Source organism: Pseudomonas putida (assembly GCF_016406145.1).
GTDB classification, from domain to species: Bacteria; Pseudomonadota; Gammaproteobacteria; order Pseudomonadales; family Pseudomonadaceae; genus Aquipseudomonas; species Aquipseudomonas putida_E.
Genome location: NZ_CP066306.1, coordinates 4,325,030 through 4,340,721, shown reverse-complemented (window position 1 = coordinate 4,340,721; position 15,692 = coordinate 4,325,030). Strand labels below are relative to the sequence as shown.

The window sequence follows — 15,692 nt, the reverse complement described above, 5'->3', positions numbered from 1 at the left end:
GGCCGGTCAGCCGCCGGTCATGTTCATGAAGCGCAGGATCTGCACATCGCCACCGACCTCGAAATGATGGCGGTAGGGCTTGAGGTGTAGCGAATCGCGGATGGCCTTTTCCAGCCGCTCGGCATCACCCGGGTGGGCACGCAGCACCTGTTTGAGGTCCATCGAATGCTCATTGCCCAGGCACAGCAACAGCCGGCCTTCGACGGTCAGCCGCACACGGTTGCAGGTGGCGCAGAAGTTGTGGCTGTGCGGGGAGATGAAGCCGACACGGGTGCTCGACGCTTCCGCCAGGCGCCAGTAACGCGCCGGGCCCTGGGACGATTCGGTCGATTCGATGAGGGTGAACTGCTCGGCCAGACGCGCGCGCACTTCGTCGCTGGAGCAGAACGACTCGCCGCGCTCATGCTCGCTGATCACGCCCAGCGGCATTTCTTCGATGAAGGTGATGTCCAGTTCGCGGTCGATGGCAAAGCGCACCAGGTCGACCAGCTCATCGTCGTTGCGCCCCTTGAGCACCACGCAGTTGAGTTTGATGCGCTGAAAACCAGCGCGGCGGGCCGCGTCGATGCCGGCGATCACCTGGGCCAGGTCGCCGGTGCGGGTCAGTTGCTTGAACCGTTCTGCATCAAGGCTGTCGAGGCTGATGTTCAGGCGTGACAGGCCGGCGTCGAACAGCGGCTGAGCCAGGCGGGGGAGCTGCGAGCCGTTGCTGGTCATGCACAGTTCTCGCAGGCCGGGCAGGGCGGCAATGCGCCCGCAGAGGTCGACGATGCCTTGGCGGACCAGCGGCTCGCCGCCAGTGAGGCGAATCTTGCGAGTGCCTAAGGCGACGAAGCGTTCGGCCACCTGGAACAGTTCCTCAAGGCTGAGGATCTGCTGGCGCGGCAGAAACTGCATGTCTTCAGCCATGCAGTAGACGCAACGGAAGTCGCAGCGGTCCGTGACCGACATCCGCAGGTAGTCGATTTTCCGGTTGAAGCCGTCGATCAGGGCCCGGCTGTTCTGTTCCACGTTCGCGCTCGGCAGGGGAGGAGTACTGGTTCCACGCTATAACCTGCGGTGTTCGCCGTCAAATTGCTTTGCCCGACTGCTTGATCAATCTCATCTATCACGGCTGCAGGGCCAGTACTCCAATGCCTTGATCGGATTGTCGCGTCTGCGTGATTACCCGCGAAGGGAACGGTGCCAACACCAACCCGTCATCGAAACGGCCTATCACCCCGTAAGACATTTCGATTGGACGGCCCCCTGTCTGCCTCCATAGGCTGAAAAACAAGCACCGGACGACACGATCCGCTGCACTTTTCGATGCCCGCGTGAGGATTGACCGCATGAGCCAGGACGAACATATCAGGGACTACAAGGGGCCGGCCGCCGGCTGGGGCGCGCTCAAGAGCGTGACCAAGAGCTGGCTGGGCAGTGACAACGCCTTCAAGAACCTGCGGGCCATGCTCAAGACCAACCAGAACGGCGGTTTCGACTGCCCCGGCTGCGCCTGGGGCGAGTCGCCGGAAAGCGACATGGTCAAGTTCTGCGAGAACGGCGCCAAGGCGGTCAACTGGGAGGCCACCGGCCGTTCGGTCGACCCCGCGTTTTTTGCCCGGTACAGCGTCAGCGCGCTGGCCGAGCAGACCGACTACTGGCTCGAATACCAGGGCCGTCTGACCCACCCGATGCGCTACGATGCGGGTACCGACCATTACGTCGAAACCTCCTGGGAAGAGGCCTTTACCCTGATCGCCCGGCACTTGCAGGCGCTCGATTCGCCCGATGAGGCTGAGTTCTACACCTCCGGCCGGGCGAGCAACGAAGCGGCATTCCTCTACCAGCTGTTCGTCCGCGCCTATGGCACCAACAATTTCCCTGACTGCTCGAACATGTGCCACGAGGCCAGTGGCGTGGGCATGTCGGCAACCCTCGGCGTAGGCAAGGGCACCGTGGTGTTCCACGACCTGGAACTGGCCGACGCGATCTTCGTCATCGGCCAGAACCCCGGCACCAATCACCCGCGCATGCTCGAGCCGCTGCGTGAAGCGGTCAAGCGCGGCGCCCAGGTGGTGTGCTTCAACCCGCTCAAAGAGCGTGGTCTGGAGCGCTTCCAGCACCCGCAGCACCCGTTCGAAATGCTCAGCAACGGCTCCGAGCCGACCAACACCGCCTACTTCCGCCCAGCCCTGGGCGGCGACATGGCGGCCATGCGCGGCATTGCCAAGTACCTGCTGCAGTGGGAGCGCGAAGCCCAGGCCAAGGGTGAACCAGCGGTATTCGACCATGACTTCATCGCCGCGCACACCAGCGGTATGGACGCCTACCTGGCGGCAGTGGATGCCACCTCGTGGGACCATATCGTCGAGCAGTCCGGCCTGACCCTGGCCGAGATCGAGCTGGCCGCGCGCATGTACCGCAAGGCCGAGCGGGTGATCATGTGCTGGGCGATGGGCGTCACCCAGCACCGTCACTCGGTGCCGACCGTGCAGGAGATCGTCAACCTGCAACTGTTGCGCGGCAACGTCGGCAAGCCCGGGGCGGGCCTGTCGCCGGTGCGTGGCCACAGCAATGTGCAAGGCGACCGCACCATGGGTATCGACGAGAAACCCAGGGCGGCGTTGCTCGATGCTTTGGAAAAACGCTTCCAGTTCCGCGTACCTCGCGCCCATGGGCACAACGCGGTGCTGGCGATCCAGGCCATGGAGCAACAGCGTGCCAAGGTGTTCATCGCGCTGGGTGGCAACTTCGCCCAGGCGACGCCGGACACTCCCCGTACCCACGCGGCCCTGCGCAACTGCGCGCTGACGGTGCAGATCTCCACCAAGCTCAACCGTTCGCACCTGGTCACTGGCCGCGATGCGCTGATCCTGCCCTGCCTGGGGCGCACCGAGATCGACCTGCAGGCCGGCGGGCCGCAGGGCGTGACCGTGGAGGACACCTTCAGCATGGTGCATATCTCCCATGGCCAACTGCGCCCGCGTTCACCCCACATGCGGTCCGAACCCTGGATCATTGCCGGCATGGCCAAGGCCACGCTTGGCAACAAGCCCATCGATTGGGAATACGCCGTTGCCGACTATGGCCGTATTCGCAGCATGATTGCCGATGTCATTCCCGGCTTTGCCAACTTCAACGAACGCCTGCTGCAGCCAGGCGGTTTCCACTTGGGCAACAGTGCTGGCGAGCGCAGCTGGCGCACGGCGACCGGCAAGGCGCGCTTCAGTGCCACCCCGTTGCCAGAGCATCTGGTCAATGCCCAGGTGCTCGCCCGTGGCGACAAGCCTGACCTGATCCTGCAGACGATGCGCTCGCATGATCAGTACAACACCACGCTGTATGGGTTAGATGATCGTTATCGGGGCGTGTTTGGCCTGCGAGAAGTGGTGTTCGTCAGCGAAGCGGATATCCGCCGCCTGGGCTTCGAGCCGGGTGAGCACGTAGACCTGGTGTCACTGTGGGAGGACGGTGTGGAGCGCCGAGTATCGGGCTTCCGTCTGGTGCCCTACGACATTCCCGATGGGCAGGCAGCTGCCTACTACCCGGAAACAAACCCGCTGGTGCCGTTGGAAAGTTACGGCGAGGGCACCTATACGCCGACGTCCAAATTCGTGGCGATTCGGCTTGAGAAGGCCAAGGCGGGGAACCGGATCGAAGCGGTGGCGGCGCAGTGATGCGGCGCTAAGGCTGGCAGCGATCAGGGCCTGTGTACCGGGAAAGCCGTGGTGTATTTCATCTGTTCCATGGCAAAGCTGGACGTGATGTTGGAGAGCCCATCGGTGCTGGTAATCAGCTTTTTGTAGAACCGGTCGTAGGCGGCGATATCCCCCACCACCACCCGCAGCATGTAATCCCAGTCCCCAGACATGCGATAGAACTCCATCACCTCCTCGAAGCCTTTCACCGTCTCGGCAAACTGCTCCAGCCAGGCGCTGTCATGGCGCTGGGTCTTGAGCTGGACGAACACCGTCAGGCCCAGGCCCAGGCGTTCGGGGTCGAGCAGGGCGACGCGGCCGAGGATGTAGCCATCCTCTTCCAGGCGTTTGACCCGCTTCCAGCAGGGGGTGGTGGACAGGTTGACGGCTTCGGCCAGGTCCTTGAGCGAGAGCGAGGCGTCGCGCTGAAGCAGGGTGAGGATGTGCTGGTCGAAGCTGTCCATGAGGATCCGCTGGCGGTCAGGAAAATATTCCCCAGATTACCCCAACGATAGAAAAAATTCCCGCAACCGCAGGCGTTGTGGCGGCAGGTGATTGTGCGATAGTTGCGCACTTACATCTGCCAATGGGCCCGACCATGTCCGACAAGCCGCGCAATTTCGCCACCCGTACCATCCACGCCGGTGAGCAGTTCAGTGTCGCCGACAACGCGATCTTCCCGCCTATCTACACCGCCAGTTCGTATATCAAGCGCAGCCTCGATGACAACCCCGAGTACGCCTACAGCCGCGTGGGCAACCCGACCCGGCATGCCTATGAAAGCTGTGTCGCGGCGCTTGAAGAGGGTGTTGGCGCGGTGGCCTGTGCCTCCGGTGTAAACGCCACCGCCACGGTGCTGGAGCTGCTCCCCAAGGACGCTCATGTGGTGGTGATGAACGGTGTCTACGGCGGCACCTTCCGCATTCTTGAAGACTACCGCGCACGCACCTCGGGCCTTACCACCACCTATGTCGACCTCAACGATATCGCGGCCGTAGCGGCGGCGATCAAACCCGAAACCCAGCTGATCTGGATCGAGTCGCCGACCAACCCGTTGCTGCACCTGGTCGACATCAAGGCGGTCTGCGACCTGGCACGGGCGCGTGGCATTCTCACCTGCATCGACAACACCTTCTGCTCGCCGTGGAACCAGCGGCCGATCACCCTCGGTGTGGACCTGGTGATGCATTCGGCCAGCAAATACATTGGCGGCCACTCCGACCTGACCGGCGGCGTGGTGGTGGCTGCCAATGACGCCTTGCTGGGGCGCCTGCGCAAGATCAGCATGGCCGTCGGGGCAATCCAGGGTCCGTTCGACTGTTACCTGGCTTTGCGTGGCCTGAAGACCCTCGACGTGCGCATGGAGCGTCAGTGTGCCAATGCCCTGCAGGTGGCACGCTTTCTGGAAAGCCATCCGCAGATCGAGCAGGTGTATTACCCGGGCCTGGAGAGCCACCCGCAGCACGCGCTGTGCAAACGCCAGATGCGCGCTGGCGGGGCGGTGGTGGCAATGAAGGTCAAGAACGGTGACCGGGCGGCGCTCAATCGCCTGGTGGAGGCATTGCAGATCTTTGTTCTGGCCGACTCGCTGGGCGGCGTGGAGAGCATGATCAACCACTCCTGGAGCATGTCGCACAACTCACTGAGCCCCGAGCAGAAGGGGGTGATGGGGATCAGTGAGAGCCTGTTGCGGCTGTCGATCGGGATCGAGGATTACCGGGATCTGATCGAAGACCTGGACGGGGCTTTGAACGCATCAGCTGCTGTGTAACGGCTGTTGGGCCTGTCGCCGGCAAGCGGGCTTGCCGGCGACAGGCCGATTGATTCAGCAAAAAGCCATCAGGATTTCGGCGGATGAATGATTCGCTCGATCTTGTCCTTGATCAGCAGGCGCTCCTTGCGCAGGCGGTTGACGGTATCGTCGTTGGTCCCATTGCCTTCGGCGGCCACCACCTCCTTGTCTTTGGCGTTGTATTCCTTGTGCAGGGCATGCAGCGTCTGGTCCTTGTCTATCAGTGCCTGGAATGCATCGGCGGTAACGTGCAAGTCAGCGAGCAGATCATGCGGAACTGGCATTTCTTCACCTCTGTCAGGGTTGTCAGTAAGGTCCTGACCTTTGAGGATAGCCGCCTTTGCGCGGGTAGGGGACTGGGGTAGGCTGTCGCTTCCCCCAACGCCTGGAACCTGTGCCATGCCTCACCTGAACCTGGAATACAGCGACAACTTGCGCGAGCTGAATGTCGAGGTACTGCTGCTGCGCCTGAACCACGCCCTGGTCGGCAGCGGCCAGTTTGCCGATGAGGCGGACATCAAAAGCCGCGCCCAGGCGTTCACCCATTACCGGGTGGGCACCGCGCCGGCCGAGCGGGCGTTTGCCCATGTGCGCCTGGCTATCCTCAGCGGGCGCCCGGCGGAGGTAAAGAAGCAATTGTCCGCCAGCTTGCTGGAGGTACTGCGTGAGGCCATACCGGAGCAGGCTGGCGTAGACCTGCAATTGTGCGTGGAAGTGCTGGATATCGACCGCGAGCCTTACGCCAAGCATCGCTTGCCAGGCTGACCGGTATCGCAAGCTTCCCGGCAGCCGGCGCAGATGTTCGTCAGGTTTCACCCGCAGGGCCCGCGCCGTATATACTGCGCGCCAATGTTTGTGGGAGAGCCTCGTGGCCATCGAAATACACTGGATCCGTGACGACCAGACCCTGGCCGAACTCTGCCAGAGGTGGCGCACATTGCCCTTTGTGGCGCTCGACACCGAATTCATGCGGGTCGACACCTTCTACCCGAAAGCCGGCCTGATCCAGATCGGTGACGGCGAGCGGGCTTATCTCATCGACCCGTTGCTGATCGTCGACTGGCAGCCGCTGGGCGAACTGCTAGAGGATGCCGGCGTGGTCAAGGTGCTGCATGCCTGCAGCGAAGACCTCGAAGTGCTGCTGCGCCTGACCGGCAAGCTGCCCCAGCCGCTGTTCGACACGCAGTTGGCCGCGGGCTACCTGAACCTGGGCTTCTCCATGGGCTATTCGCGCCTGGTCCAGGAAGTGCTGGGCCTTGAGCTACCCAAGGGTGAAACCCGCTCGGACTGGCTGCAGCGTCCGCTGTCGGACACCCAGGTCAGCTACGCCGCCGAAGATGCCGTGCACCTGGCCGAACTGTTTGCGGCCCTGCGCCCCCGGCTGTCCGACGACAAGTACGCGTGGGTGCTGGAAGACGGTGCCGAACTGGTGGCGGCGTTGCGCCGTGAGGTCGAGCCCGAGACCCTGTACCGCGATGTCAAGCTGGCCTGGAAGCTGGGCCGCCAGCAACTGGCGGTGCTCCGCGAGCTGTGCGCCTGGCGCGAGCGTGAAGCACGCAGCCGCGATGTGCCGCGCAACCGCATCCTCAAGGAACACTCGCTGTGGCCAATGGCCAAGAACCAGCCGGACAACCTGTCGGCCCTGGCCAAGATCGATGAAATGCACCCACGCACCATCCGCCAGGATGGCCCCTTCCTGATCGAGCTGATCAAGCGTGCTGCCAGCCTGCCGCCTGAGCAATGGCCGGCCACGTTGCCAGAACCACTGCCGATCGAAGCGGCCGGCATCCTCAAGCGCCTGCGCGCCATCGGCCAGGCCGAAGGCGAGCGCTTGGGCATTGCCCCGGAGCTGATGCTGCGCAAAAAGGCCCTGGAAGCCCTGCTCAAGAGCGGCTACCCCAATGGCCCCTATCAACTGCCCGATTCGCTGCGCGGCTGGCGCCGTGAGCGGATGGGCCAGGCCCTGCTGGACGACCTGGCGGGCGCCGGAGAAACCCGATGAAACGTATCTGCTCGATCTACAAGAGCCCCCGCAAGAACGAAATGTACCTCTATGTACTCAAGGCCGAGGGCCTGGAGCGCGTGCCCGAGGCGCTGCTGCCGTTCTTCGGCACGCCCGTGCATGCCTTCGACCTGGTGCTGAGCCCCGAGCGCAAGCTGGCCCGCGAGGACATCGTCAAGGTACTGGACAACCTCGAAAACCAGGGTTACCACCTGCAGATGCCGCCGGCCGAGGACGAGTACATCGAGCATTTGCCGGAAGAACTTCTGCGCCGAAACGACCCGGTCTGACCCGGCCACGATCCCTTCACATTCTCAGGTGGCCCGTATGCCGGGCCGCCTTCGTTGTCTGCCAAGGTTGTCACTTTGATGCGCGTTCTGATCGCTGAGCAGGATCATGCCAATTACGCCCGCCTGCTGGCTGAAGCGGCCCCGGACCTGGAGGTTCTGACCAGCGGCGATTCCGCCGAACTGGCCTTGCAGGCACCACAGTGCCCGGTCTGGCTGGGCCAGCCAGACCTGCTGGCAAGTCTGCTGCGCCAGGGCCACAAACCGGCCTGGATGCAATCGACCTGGGCCGGCATCACGCCCTTGCTGGCCGATGGCCTGCCGCGTGATTACCGCCTGACCCGTGCGGTCGGCATCTTTGGCCAGGTGATGGCCGAGTACATGCTCACCTATATGCTGGGGCACGAGCGCGAAGTGCTGTCTCGGCTGGTGAGCCAGGTGGAGCGCCGTTGGGACGACCGCCCGGGGCGCACGCTTGAAGGGCGCAAGGTGCTGATCGTGGGTACCGGCGATATCGGCCAACGCGTGGCCGAGTTCCTCTTGCCGTTTGGCGTGACCCTGTATGGCATCGCCAGCACGCCCCGCGAGCAGGCGCCGTTCGTCGAGGTCGCCGGGTTGGCTGATTTGCCAAGGATGGTCGGGCAGGCCGATTACGTGCTCAACCTGTTGCCGGATACACCGGCAACCCATGACCTTTATGACGCCGCGCTGTTCAAGTGCTTCCAGCCCAGTGCACTGTTCATCAATGCCGGGCGTGGGGTGGCGGTGGTCGATGCTGACCTGGTCGAGGCGCTGAAGCAGGGGGATCTGGCGGGCGCGGTGATCGATGTGTGCCGGCAGGAGCCGTTACCGCAGCGTCACCCGTTCTGGACGGCGTGGGGATTGTTGCTGACCGGGCACAGCTCGGCACCGACTTCGCCGGCGGCGATGGTACGGCTGTTTGTTGAGAACGTGCGGCAATACCAGGCAGGGCAAGGGTTGCGTGGCGAAGTGGATTTCGCGCGGGGCTATTGAGCTGCAGCCGGTCGGTACTGACAAGCGGTCTGGCATTGCCGAAGGCCAGGCTCTAGACTGGCGCCGCCATGGCGCCCAGCTACAACATTCAAGCTGCAAGCCACCAGAAAAAAGCCATACGCGCCGCAATTGCCTGGAGCTTCCAGCATGAAGCCTGGCGCAGGTCCAATGCAGGAAACCCGTGTGATGATCGCTGAAAGCGCGCCGTTCTGGCGGCGCAAGACCCTCGAACAACTCGACCCGCAAGAGTGGGAATCGCTGTGTGACGGCTGTGGCCTGTGCTGCCTGCAAAAGCTCGAGGACGAGGACGACAACAGCGTCTATTACACCCGTATTGCCTGCAAGCTGCTGGACATGAACACCTGCCAGTGCAGCGACTACCCCAACCGTTTCGCCCAGGTGCCTGATTGCATCCAGCTCACCCCTGGCAAGGCTGACCAGTTCAAGTGGCTGCCGAGCACCTGCGGGTATCGTCTGGTCAGCGAGGGCAAGGACCTGCCGGCTTGGCACCACTTGGTCTGCGGCGACCGCAGCCAGGTGCATGAACAGCGCATTTCCCAGTCGGGGCGTATGCTCAGGGAGCAGGATGTGGACGAAGACGACTGGGAAGACCACCTGATTTTTCGCGCCAGCTGAGCGGCATCCTCCGTCGCCTCTGGGAAACAAGGAGTTTCTGTATGCGTTGCCAGCTGTTGCTCCTGCTGGGCCTTGTGGCCAGCTCGCCTGTCTGGGCGAAGAAGGTCGACCTCGACTACCAGGTGCGGCTGTTGCCTGCCAATGGCCAGGCCGAAGTCCGCCTGACCCTGGCAGACGGCAATGCGGTGCGTAGCCTCGACTTTGACCTGGGCAAGCAGGGCGCTTATAGCGGTTTCCAGGCTGACGGCCAGTGGCAGGTGCAGGGGGAGCGCGGCGTGTGGCACCCGGCGGCGGGCAAGACCAGCCTCAGCTACCGGGTCAAGCTGGACGAGAAAGTACGCAGCGGCGCCTATTCCTCGCGCATTACCCCTCACTGGGCTTTGTTCCTGGGTGACCAGCTGGTGCCACCGGCACGCCTTGACCAGCAAGACGGCACCGAATTGGTGGCGCGCTTGTCGGTCGACCTGCCTGAGGGCTGGAAAAGCATCGAAACCTCCTGGCCGCGCATCGGCAAGGACAAGTTCCGTATCGACAATGTATCGCGCCTGTTCGATCGCCCGACTGGCTGGATGCTGGCCGGCGACCTTGGCAGCCGACGTGCGCGTCTGGGCGAGACCGAGGTGACGGTGGCGGCCCCGGTGGGGCAGGGCATGCGCCGCATGGACAATCTCACCCTGCTGACCTTCGTCTGGCCACACCTGCAGGCGGTATTCCCACGCAACCCGGCAAAGCTGCTGTTGGTGGGGGCACGTGATGGCATGTGGCGCGGAGCAATGGCAGCGCGGGGCTCGATGTACCTGCACAGCGCCCGGCCCATGGTCAGCGAGAGCGGTAACAGCCCTTTGCTGCGTGAACTGGTGCAGCTGTTTGCGCAGGTTCAAGTGAGTGCTGACAGCGACTGGCTTGGCCAGAGCCTCACCGATTATTACGCCAATGAGTTGCTGCGCCGGGCAGGGGGTGTGAGCGATGACCGCTACCAGGTGTGGCAGGCGCGTTTGCAGAAGCAGGGTGCCAAGGTCACCCAGCTGCGCGGCGAGCGGGCAAGCCCGGCCCAGGTTGCCCGTGGTGTTTTGCTGCTGCAGGCGCTGGACAAGGAGATCCGCATCCACACCCAGGCCAAGCGCTCGCTGGATGATGTGACCCAGGCGCTGATGCGCGTGCCGACGGTGAGCACCGAGGAGTTCGTGCAGATCAGTGAGAATGTGCTGGGGCGACGATCCGAGGTCTTGCAGAGCAAGGCGTTGCGTTAGCTTGCAGGCTGGCCCTGCTGGCGACAGGGCCATTAAAAACAACTGATCAACTACCCGTGAGCGGGTCTTTCCCCGTTACCGTCACCCCACGCGTCGCCGCCTCGGCACTGCGTTTGAGCGCCTCCAGCTCCGTCGCACTGCGTTCGATATCCGAGCGCAAACGGTGATATTCCTGTCGATGCTTCTGCCACCAGGCCTTGGTCGAGCAATGGCCACTGACCCCGCGCGCTACCGCAAGGCCACCGACAACCATCTGCAGCAGCCCGACCAGCCCGCCGTGGCGCATACCCTTGGTGAACATCAGCGCACCACCGGCCAGTGAACCGACCCGCTCCAGGCCCTGTACGTTGTGGTCCTGTGACGCCGTAGTGGAATGAATATCGAGCATGGCAAGCCCTCCATCTGAAGTGTAAGCAGCTGACCAGATGCTTGCTGCACACGTTCAGTCGGTTTGCCAAGTGGTCGCAATTGCCAATGTCGGGAGGGCGTTGCGCGTTGCCCGGCTACTTGAACTTGGGCCCCGAGCGGGTATTGAGCCCCTTGGCCAAACGGTCGTACAACACCACATTCACCGTCGCGGCGAGGTTCATGCAGCCTTCGGTAGGGATGTAGATGGTTTCTTCACACCACGCGCGCACGTTTGCATCTAGGCTGCCGTCTTCCGGCCCGAAGATGTAGATGGCGCGATCAGGGTGTGTGTATTCAGGCAGGGGCCGTGCACCTTCCACCAGTTCCACTGCAACAGGTGTGCAACCCAGCGGGATGATGCGCTGCAGGTCGTCGATGCCGATCAGCGGAATATCGTAGTGCACCCGCTTGGTGTCAGTGACGAAGTCGCGGGCGCGCTCGTAGCGCTTGCCGGTGTAGAACACCGAGTTGACGCCGTAGCAACCCGCTGCGCGCATCACCGAACCTACGTTCTCTGCAGATTTTGGGTTGAACAGGCCGATGCAACTGTACCGTTTGTTTGCCACGTGCCGGGGCCCTTCGCAAAAAAAGCGCGATTATACGGGCTCGCCGGCAGCAGCGGGGGCTGTATCGACAGTCAGTCCTTCTTCAGCAAGCCAGCCAGCCCGGCGAACGGGTTGTGCGTGGCCTTGGCAATGCTCGGGGTGCTGGTGGAGCCTTCGCTGAAGTACTGCTGGTCGGTATAGCGCGAGTGCTCGTTGTCGTGGCAGTACAGGCACAGCAGCTCCCAGTTGGAGCCGTCCTGGGGGTTGTTGTCGTGGTTGTGGTCACGGTGATGCACGGTCAGCTCGCTCAGGCGCTTGCCGGCGAACTCACGGGCGCAACGGCCGCACACGTGCGGGTACATTCTCAGGGCTTTGTCGCGGTAGCCCATCTCTTTGTCGCGCTTGGCGTCGGCGAGGATGCGGTCGAGGCGGGCGGTGGCGGCGGACGTGGATGCCGAACTCATGGTGTTTCCTTTGTTCTGATCAGGCAGGTAACGGTTATGCCAACGAGTCTAGCGCGCTTGCAGGGCAAGCGGACAGGCGAAAACGTGTATTAAGGCGTAGCCTGTAGGAATGTTCAGACAGGAGGTTGCTGATGTTTCATGCGATCCTCGCCGCGCTGCTGTTAGCCGGCCTGCCCTTGGCGCATGCCGCCGGCACGCCGCCGCGTATCACTACACCGGTGCCCGGGGCACCTGGCACGGCAACGCCCACGCCGTACCCTCAGATTACCCCGAGCACTGCACCCAAGGCCTACGACAGCCAGCCCGGCGCGCCGCTGCTGCCGCCCATGCCGGTGCCCGGGCCGCCGAAGGATCAGCCATTGCCTGGATTGCGTACGGAACCGGTCAAGCAGCCGGCGAATGATGACTAAAGCGCCAGGCGCTGGCCGTCCTGCATTCGCAGGCGTTTCGACAAGGCTACGGCCAGTGCGCGGATGATCCGCGCGGCGATGCGTGGGGCTTCGTTGAGCATCTTTTCCAACGAATCCTTGCCCAAGGTCAGCAGTAGGCAGTCGCTGGCGGCCATGCAGCTGGCCGAGCGGCGCTCGCCGTCGAGCACGGCCATTTCGCCGAAGGCGCGGCCGCTGCGCAGCGTGGCGATTTCTACCTGGGCGCCGTGGGCGTCGGTCTTGCGCACTGAAACCACACCCTGGTGCAGGATGCACATGAAGGTGCCGGCGTCGCCTTCGTTGAAGATGGTTTCGCCTTCGACCAGGGTGGCGAGGCTGAAGTAGCCTGCGGCGGTATGGAAGTCACCGGGCTGCAAGGTATCGAACAGGTCGCAGTCCATGAGCATGTCGCGGATTTCGGCGCTGAGATGGGTCTGGTCGGGCATGTGTCGTTCTTCTTGGCGGGTGTTGTCCGAAAGTTTTTGGGCGGCCCCGATCGTCGGCTTGCCGGCAATCAGGGCTATTGGCCCTGCCAACCTATGACAACGAAAAGCGCGTTTTACACCACGCCCAGCTCATTGAAGACGAACGCATATTCAAGTGCCACGTCTCGCAACCCCTGGTAGCGGCCACTCATACCGCCGTGCCCGGCCCCCATCTCGGTCTTGAGCAGTAGCAGGTTGCTGTCGGTCTTGCGCGTACGCAGTCGCGCCACCCACTTGGCGGCCTCCCAGTACTGCACGCGGCTGTCGTTGTAGCCAGCGACCACCAGCATGGCCGGGTAGGCCTGGGCGCTGACGTTTTCGTAGGGGGCGTAGGCCTTGATCCGCTCATACACCTGCGGCTCTTGCGGGTTGCCCCATTCGTCGTACTCGGTGACGGTCAATGGCAGCTCGGGGTCGAGCATGGTGTTGAGCACATCGACGAACGGCACTTCGGCGATGGCGCAGCGGAACAGATCCGGGCGCAGGTTGAGCACTGCGCCCATCAGCAGGCCACCGGCGCTGCCGCCACTGATGGCCAAGCGGTCGGAGGCTGTCACGCCTTGAGCGATCAGGTGCTCGGCGCAGGCGATGAAGTCGCTGAAGCTGTTGTGCTTGTGCTCCTGCTTGCCGGCGCGGTACCAGGCTTCCCCCAGCTCGCCGCCACCGCGCACATGGGCGATGGCAAAGGCCACACCGCGTTGCAGCAGGCTCAGGCGGGCGTGCGAGAACCACGGGTCGAGGCTCTCGCCGTAGGCACCGTAACCGTACAGGTAGAGGGGGACCGTCTTGCCCTGGTCTTGTTTGCGGCGCACCAGGCTGATCGGTACCTGGGTGCCGTCGGGGGCGGTGGCCCACAGGCGTTCGCTGACGTAGTCGTCGGCATCGAACTCGCCCAGCACCGGAGTTTGCTTGAGCACTGTCTGCGCGCCCGTAGCCAGGTCCAGCTGACGCACCTGGGCCGGGCGGTTGAGTGCCTCGTAGCGCAGGCGGATGCGCGTGCTGGCGAACTCCAGGCTGTCCTGCACGTACAGGCTATAGGCCGCGTCAGGCAACTCGACGCGGTAGGCCGGCGTGCCGTGCGGGCGCACTTCGATGATCGGCAGGCCACCTTCACGCAGGCTCAAGGTGAGGGCGCTGGCGTTGAGGCTAAGGCCTTCGAGCATGATGTCGTCGCGGTGCGGCACCAGCACCTGCCATTGCTCGCGGGTGGGCACCTGGTCTGCCGCTGCCTGGTACAGGGCGAAATTGATGCCGTCCTGGTTGCTGCGGATGAACCAGCGCCACTGACCATCGAGCTGGCCGTGGTCGGGGAAATACTCGTGGCCCTCGGCGCGCGGTGCCAGGCAGGTGAATGCCTCTTTTGGCGTTTCAGCGTCCAGCACCCAGGCTTCGCTGGTGGTCTTGCTGTTGAGCAGCAGGACCAGCTGGCGCTCGGAGCTGGCGCGGTAGCAATGCAGGAAAAAACGCCCGTCCGGCTCTTCGAAAACGGCCTGCGCGCCGGTTTCGCCCAACGTGTGACGGCGCAGCCGCCACGGGCGGTGGGTATCGTCCAGTTCGGCAAAGAACAGCGTCTGGCTGTCGTTGGCCCAGGTCAGGCTGCCGTCGCAGTCGTCGAAGGGCAGGGCGGTCAGGTTGCCGCTGGCCAGGTCCTTGACGTACAGGGTGTAGACCTCGTCGCCGCTGGTGTCGAGGCTGTAGGCCAGCAGGCGGTGATCGGGGCTGACGCTGAAGCCGCCAAGGGCCAGAAAGCCGCCGTTCGCCAGGGCGTTGGGGTCGAGCAGCAGCTGTTCCTGGCTTTCGTCCACCGTGTTGGCGTCATCCGCAGGCCGTGGGCAGCGATAGTGGCGCGGGTACTCATCGCCTGCCGTGGTGCGTGTGTAATACAGGTACGGGCCCCAGGGGGAGGGCAGCGACAGGTCGGTTTCCAGGATACGGCCCTTGATCTCTTCGAACAGCTGTTCACGCAGGGGCGCCTGGTCGGCCAGGCAGGCTTGCTGATAGGCGTTTTCGGCCTGGAGGTACTCGAGCACCTCAGGGGTGTCGCGCAGTTGCAACCAGGCGTAAGGGTCGGTGGCCTGGTCTTGGCGGGCGATGGGGGGCTGGAGCGCGTTGGGCATCGGGGATCTCTTGGCTGGGGGGCGCCTGCGCCCGGAAAAGTGTTTATCATAGGCAACTCTTTGCCTGGCTTGCACGATCACCATGACCGAGAACGACTATACCCTCGCCTGGGGCCTTTACGCTGTTGCTGCCCTGGGTTGTCTCTGGGTGGGCTTCAAACTCACTGGCTGGATGTGGCGCTGGCTGCGTGAGCCGCTGCGGGTGATCCTCGCGGTCCTGTTGTTGACGCCGACCGTCGTCGACCCGGGCAAGGATGCCATGGCCCCGGCCATCGCCATCACTGCACTGGACGTTGCCTTCAAGGTGGGCAACAACGCCTGGCGCGCGGTATCGGACTTTGCCATGTACGGCCTGATCGCCTTTGGCCTGTACTTGGCCTTCGTGCTGCTGCGCTGGCCGCTGGAAAAGCGTGCCCGCGAGCGTCGCGAGCAGCAGGAGGCCGCCGCCAAACGCCTGGCTGCCGAGGACGACCAAGTGGGCGTCGGGGCGCCGCTGGCCGCCGAACGCGGTGACCGTTACCGCAATGACCCGCCGCCTGCCGCACCTTCTGGTGGCCGGGTCGAGCCACGTCTGTAAGCGGAGG

General features: G+C 63.7%; 18 protein-coding genes. 10 read left to right on the top strand and 8 right to left on the bottom strand.

Annotated elements, in window-relative coordinates; all coding sequences use genetic code 11:
• Positions 1 to 6 precede the first annotated feature (6 nt).
• Positions 7 to 1,011 carry a GTP 3',8-cyclase MoaA gene (moaA, locus tag JET17_RS19840; protein WP_012315729.1) on the bottom strand — a complete coding sequence of 335 codons (1,005 nt, stop codon included), beginning with the start codon at positions 1,009 to 1,011 and terminating at the stop codon, positions 7 to 9.
• Positions 1,012 to 1,331: 320 nt separating this feature from the next.
• On the opposite strand from moaA, the gene JET17_RS19835 reads away from it, so the two are divergent.
• Entirely contained in the window at positions 1,332 to 3,659 is a 2,328-nt protein-coding gene (locus tag JET17_RS19835; RefSeq protein ID WP_012315728.1) for an FdhF/YdeP family oxidoreductase, read from the top strand.
• 23 nt (positions 3,660 to 3,682) lie between these two features.
• Here JET17_RS19835 and JET17_RS19830 read toward each other — a convergent pair whose 3' ends face one another.
• The gene (locus JET17_RS19830) at positions 3,683 to 4,144 is read right to left on the bottom strand and encodes an Lrp/AsnC family transcriptional regulator (RefSeq protein ID WP_012315727.1); all 462 of its coding nucleotides are present in this window, start codon (positions 4,142 to 4,144) and stop codon (positions 3,683 to 3,685) included.
• A 122-nt stretch (positions 4,145 to 4,266) separates the two neighbouring features.
• Between JET17_RS19830 and JET17_RS19825 the strand changes: the two genes are divergently transcribed.
• Complete coding sequence (locus JET17_RS19825) at positions 4,267 to 5,451, top strand: trans-sulfuration enzyme family protein (protein ID WP_042111663.1); 1,185 nt, start codon at positions 4,267 to 4,269, stop codon at positions 5,449 to 5,451.
• A 68-nt stretch (positions 5,452 to 5,519) separates the two neighbouring features.
• Here the strand turns inward: JET17_RS19825 and JET17_RS19820 are convergent, their stop codons facing one another.
• Positions 5,520 to 5,756: a YdcH family protein gene (locus JET17_RS19820; RefSeq protein ID WP_012315725.1), complete on the bottom strand. Its 237-nt coding sequence runs from the start codon at positions 5,754 to 5,756 to the stop codon at positions 5,520 to 5,522.
• 115 nt (positions 5,757 to 5,871) lie between these two features.
• Here JET17_RS19820 and JET17_RS19815 point away from each other — a divergent pair, with 115 nt between their 5' ends.
• The 6 genes from JET17_RS19815 to JET17_RS19790 all read left to right on the top strand — a co-directional run bounded on the left by JET17_RS19815 (position 5,872) and on the right by JET17_RS19790 (position 10,661).
• Positions 5,872 to 6,237 carry a 5-carboxymethyl-2-hydroxymuconate Delta-isomerase gene (locus JET17_RS19815; RefSeq protein ID WP_012315724.1) on the top strand — a complete coding sequence of 122 codons (366 nt, stop codon included), beginning with the start codon at positions 5,872 to 5,874 and terminating at the stop codon, positions 6,235 to 6,237.
• Positions 6,238 to 6,340: 103 nt separating this feature from the next.
• On the top strand, positions 6,341 to 7,474 hold the full coding sequence (gene rnd / locus JET17_RS19810; protein WP_012315723.1) for a ribonuclease D: 1,134 nt from the start codon (positions 6,341 to 6,343) through the stop codon (positions 7,472 to 7,474).
• The gene (locus tag JET17_RS19805; RefSeq protein WP_012315722.1) at positions 7,471 to 7,764 is read left to right on the top strand and encodes a YcgL domain-containing protein; all 294 of its coding nucleotides are present in this window, start codon (positions 7,471 to 7,473) and stop codon (positions 7,762 to 7,764) included. Before rnd ends, JET17_RS19805 begins: the two co-directional genes overlap by 4 nt.
• 78 nt (positions 7,765 to 7,842) lie before the next feature.
• Positions 7,843 to 8,775, top strand: a complete 933-nt coding sequence (locus JET17_RS19800; RefSeq protein WP_012315721.1) for a D-2-hydroxyacid dehydrogenase — start codon at positions 7,843 to 7,845, stop codon at positions 8,773 to 8,775.
• A gap of 186 nt (positions 8,776 to 8,961) precedes the next feature.
• Positions 8,962 to 9,411, top strand: coding sequence for a YcgN family cysteine cluster protein (locus JET17_RS19795; RefSeq protein ID WP_042112095.1), 450 nt, complete (start codon positions 8,962 to 8,964; stop codon positions 9,409 to 9,411).
• Positions 9,412 to 9,452: 41 nt separating this feature from the next.
• Entirely contained in the window at positions 9,453 to 10,661 is a 1,209-nt protein-coding gene (locus JET17_RS19790) for a hypothetical protein (protein ID WP_012315719.1), read from the top strand.
• A gap of 46 nt (positions 10,662 to 10,707) precedes the next feature.
• Here the strand turns inward: JET17_RS19790 and JET17_RS19785 are convergent, their stop codons facing one another.
• The 3 genes from JET17_RS19785 to JET17_RS19775 form a co-directional block, all read right to left on the bottom strand.
• Positions 10,708 to 11,049 carry a DUF2892 domain-containing protein gene (locus tag JET17_RS19785; RefSeq protein WP_012315718.1) on the bottom strand — a complete coding sequence of 114 codons (342 nt, stop codon included), beginning with the start codon at positions 11,047 to 11,049 and terminating at the stop codon, positions 10,708 to 10,710.
• 115 nt (positions 11,050 to 11,164) lie between these two features.
• Positions 11,165 to 11,635 (bottom strand): RNA methyltransferase, encoded by a 471-nt coding sequence (locus JET17_RS19780; RefSeq protein WP_039602101.1) that lies wholly within the window; start codon positions 11,633 to 11,635, stop codon positions 11,165 to 11,167.
• Positions 11,636 to 11,706: 71 nt separating this feature from the next.
• Positions 11,707 to 12,078, bottom strand: coding sequence for a YajD family HNH nuclease (locus JET17_RS19775; protein WP_012315716.1), 372 nt, complete (start codon positions 12,076 to 12,078; stop codon positions 11,707 to 11,709).
• Positions 12,079 to 12,209: 131 nt separating this feature from the next.
• Here JET17_RS19775 and JET17_RS19770 point away from each other — a divergent pair, with 131 nt between their 5' ends.
• Entirely contained in the window at positions 12,210 to 12,488 is a 279-nt protein-coding gene (locus JET17_RS19770) for a hypothetical protein (RefSeq protein ID WP_012315715.1), read from the top strand.
• On the opposite strand, the gene JET17_RS19765 is transcribed toward JET17_RS19770, so the two are convergent.
• Complete coding sequence (locus JET17_RS19765; protein WP_012315714.1) at positions 12,485 to 12,952, bottom strand: cyclic nucleotide-binding domain-containing protein; 468 nt, start codon at positions 12,950 to 12,952, stop codon at positions 12,485 to 12,487. The genes JET17_RS19770 and JET17_RS19765 overlap by 4 nt on opposite strands.
• 113 nt (positions 12,953 to 13,065) lie before the next feature.
• The gene (locus JET17_RS19760) at positions 13,066 to 15,108 is read right to left on the bottom strand and encodes a S9 family peptidase (protein WP_012315713.1); all 2,043 of its coding nucleotides are present in this window, start codon (positions 15,106 to 15,108) and stop codon (positions 13,066 to 13,068) included.
• Between the two features lie 82 nt (positions 15,109 to 15,190).
• Here JET17_RS19760 and JET17_RS19755 point away from each other — a divergent pair, with 82 nt between their 5' ends.
• A complete protein-coding gene (locus JET17_RS19755) occupies positions 15,191 to 15,685 on the top strand; it encodes a hypothetical protein (RefSeq protein WP_012315712.1) in 495 nt (164 codons plus the stop codon).
• Positions 15,686 to 15,692 lie beyond the last annotated feature (7 nt).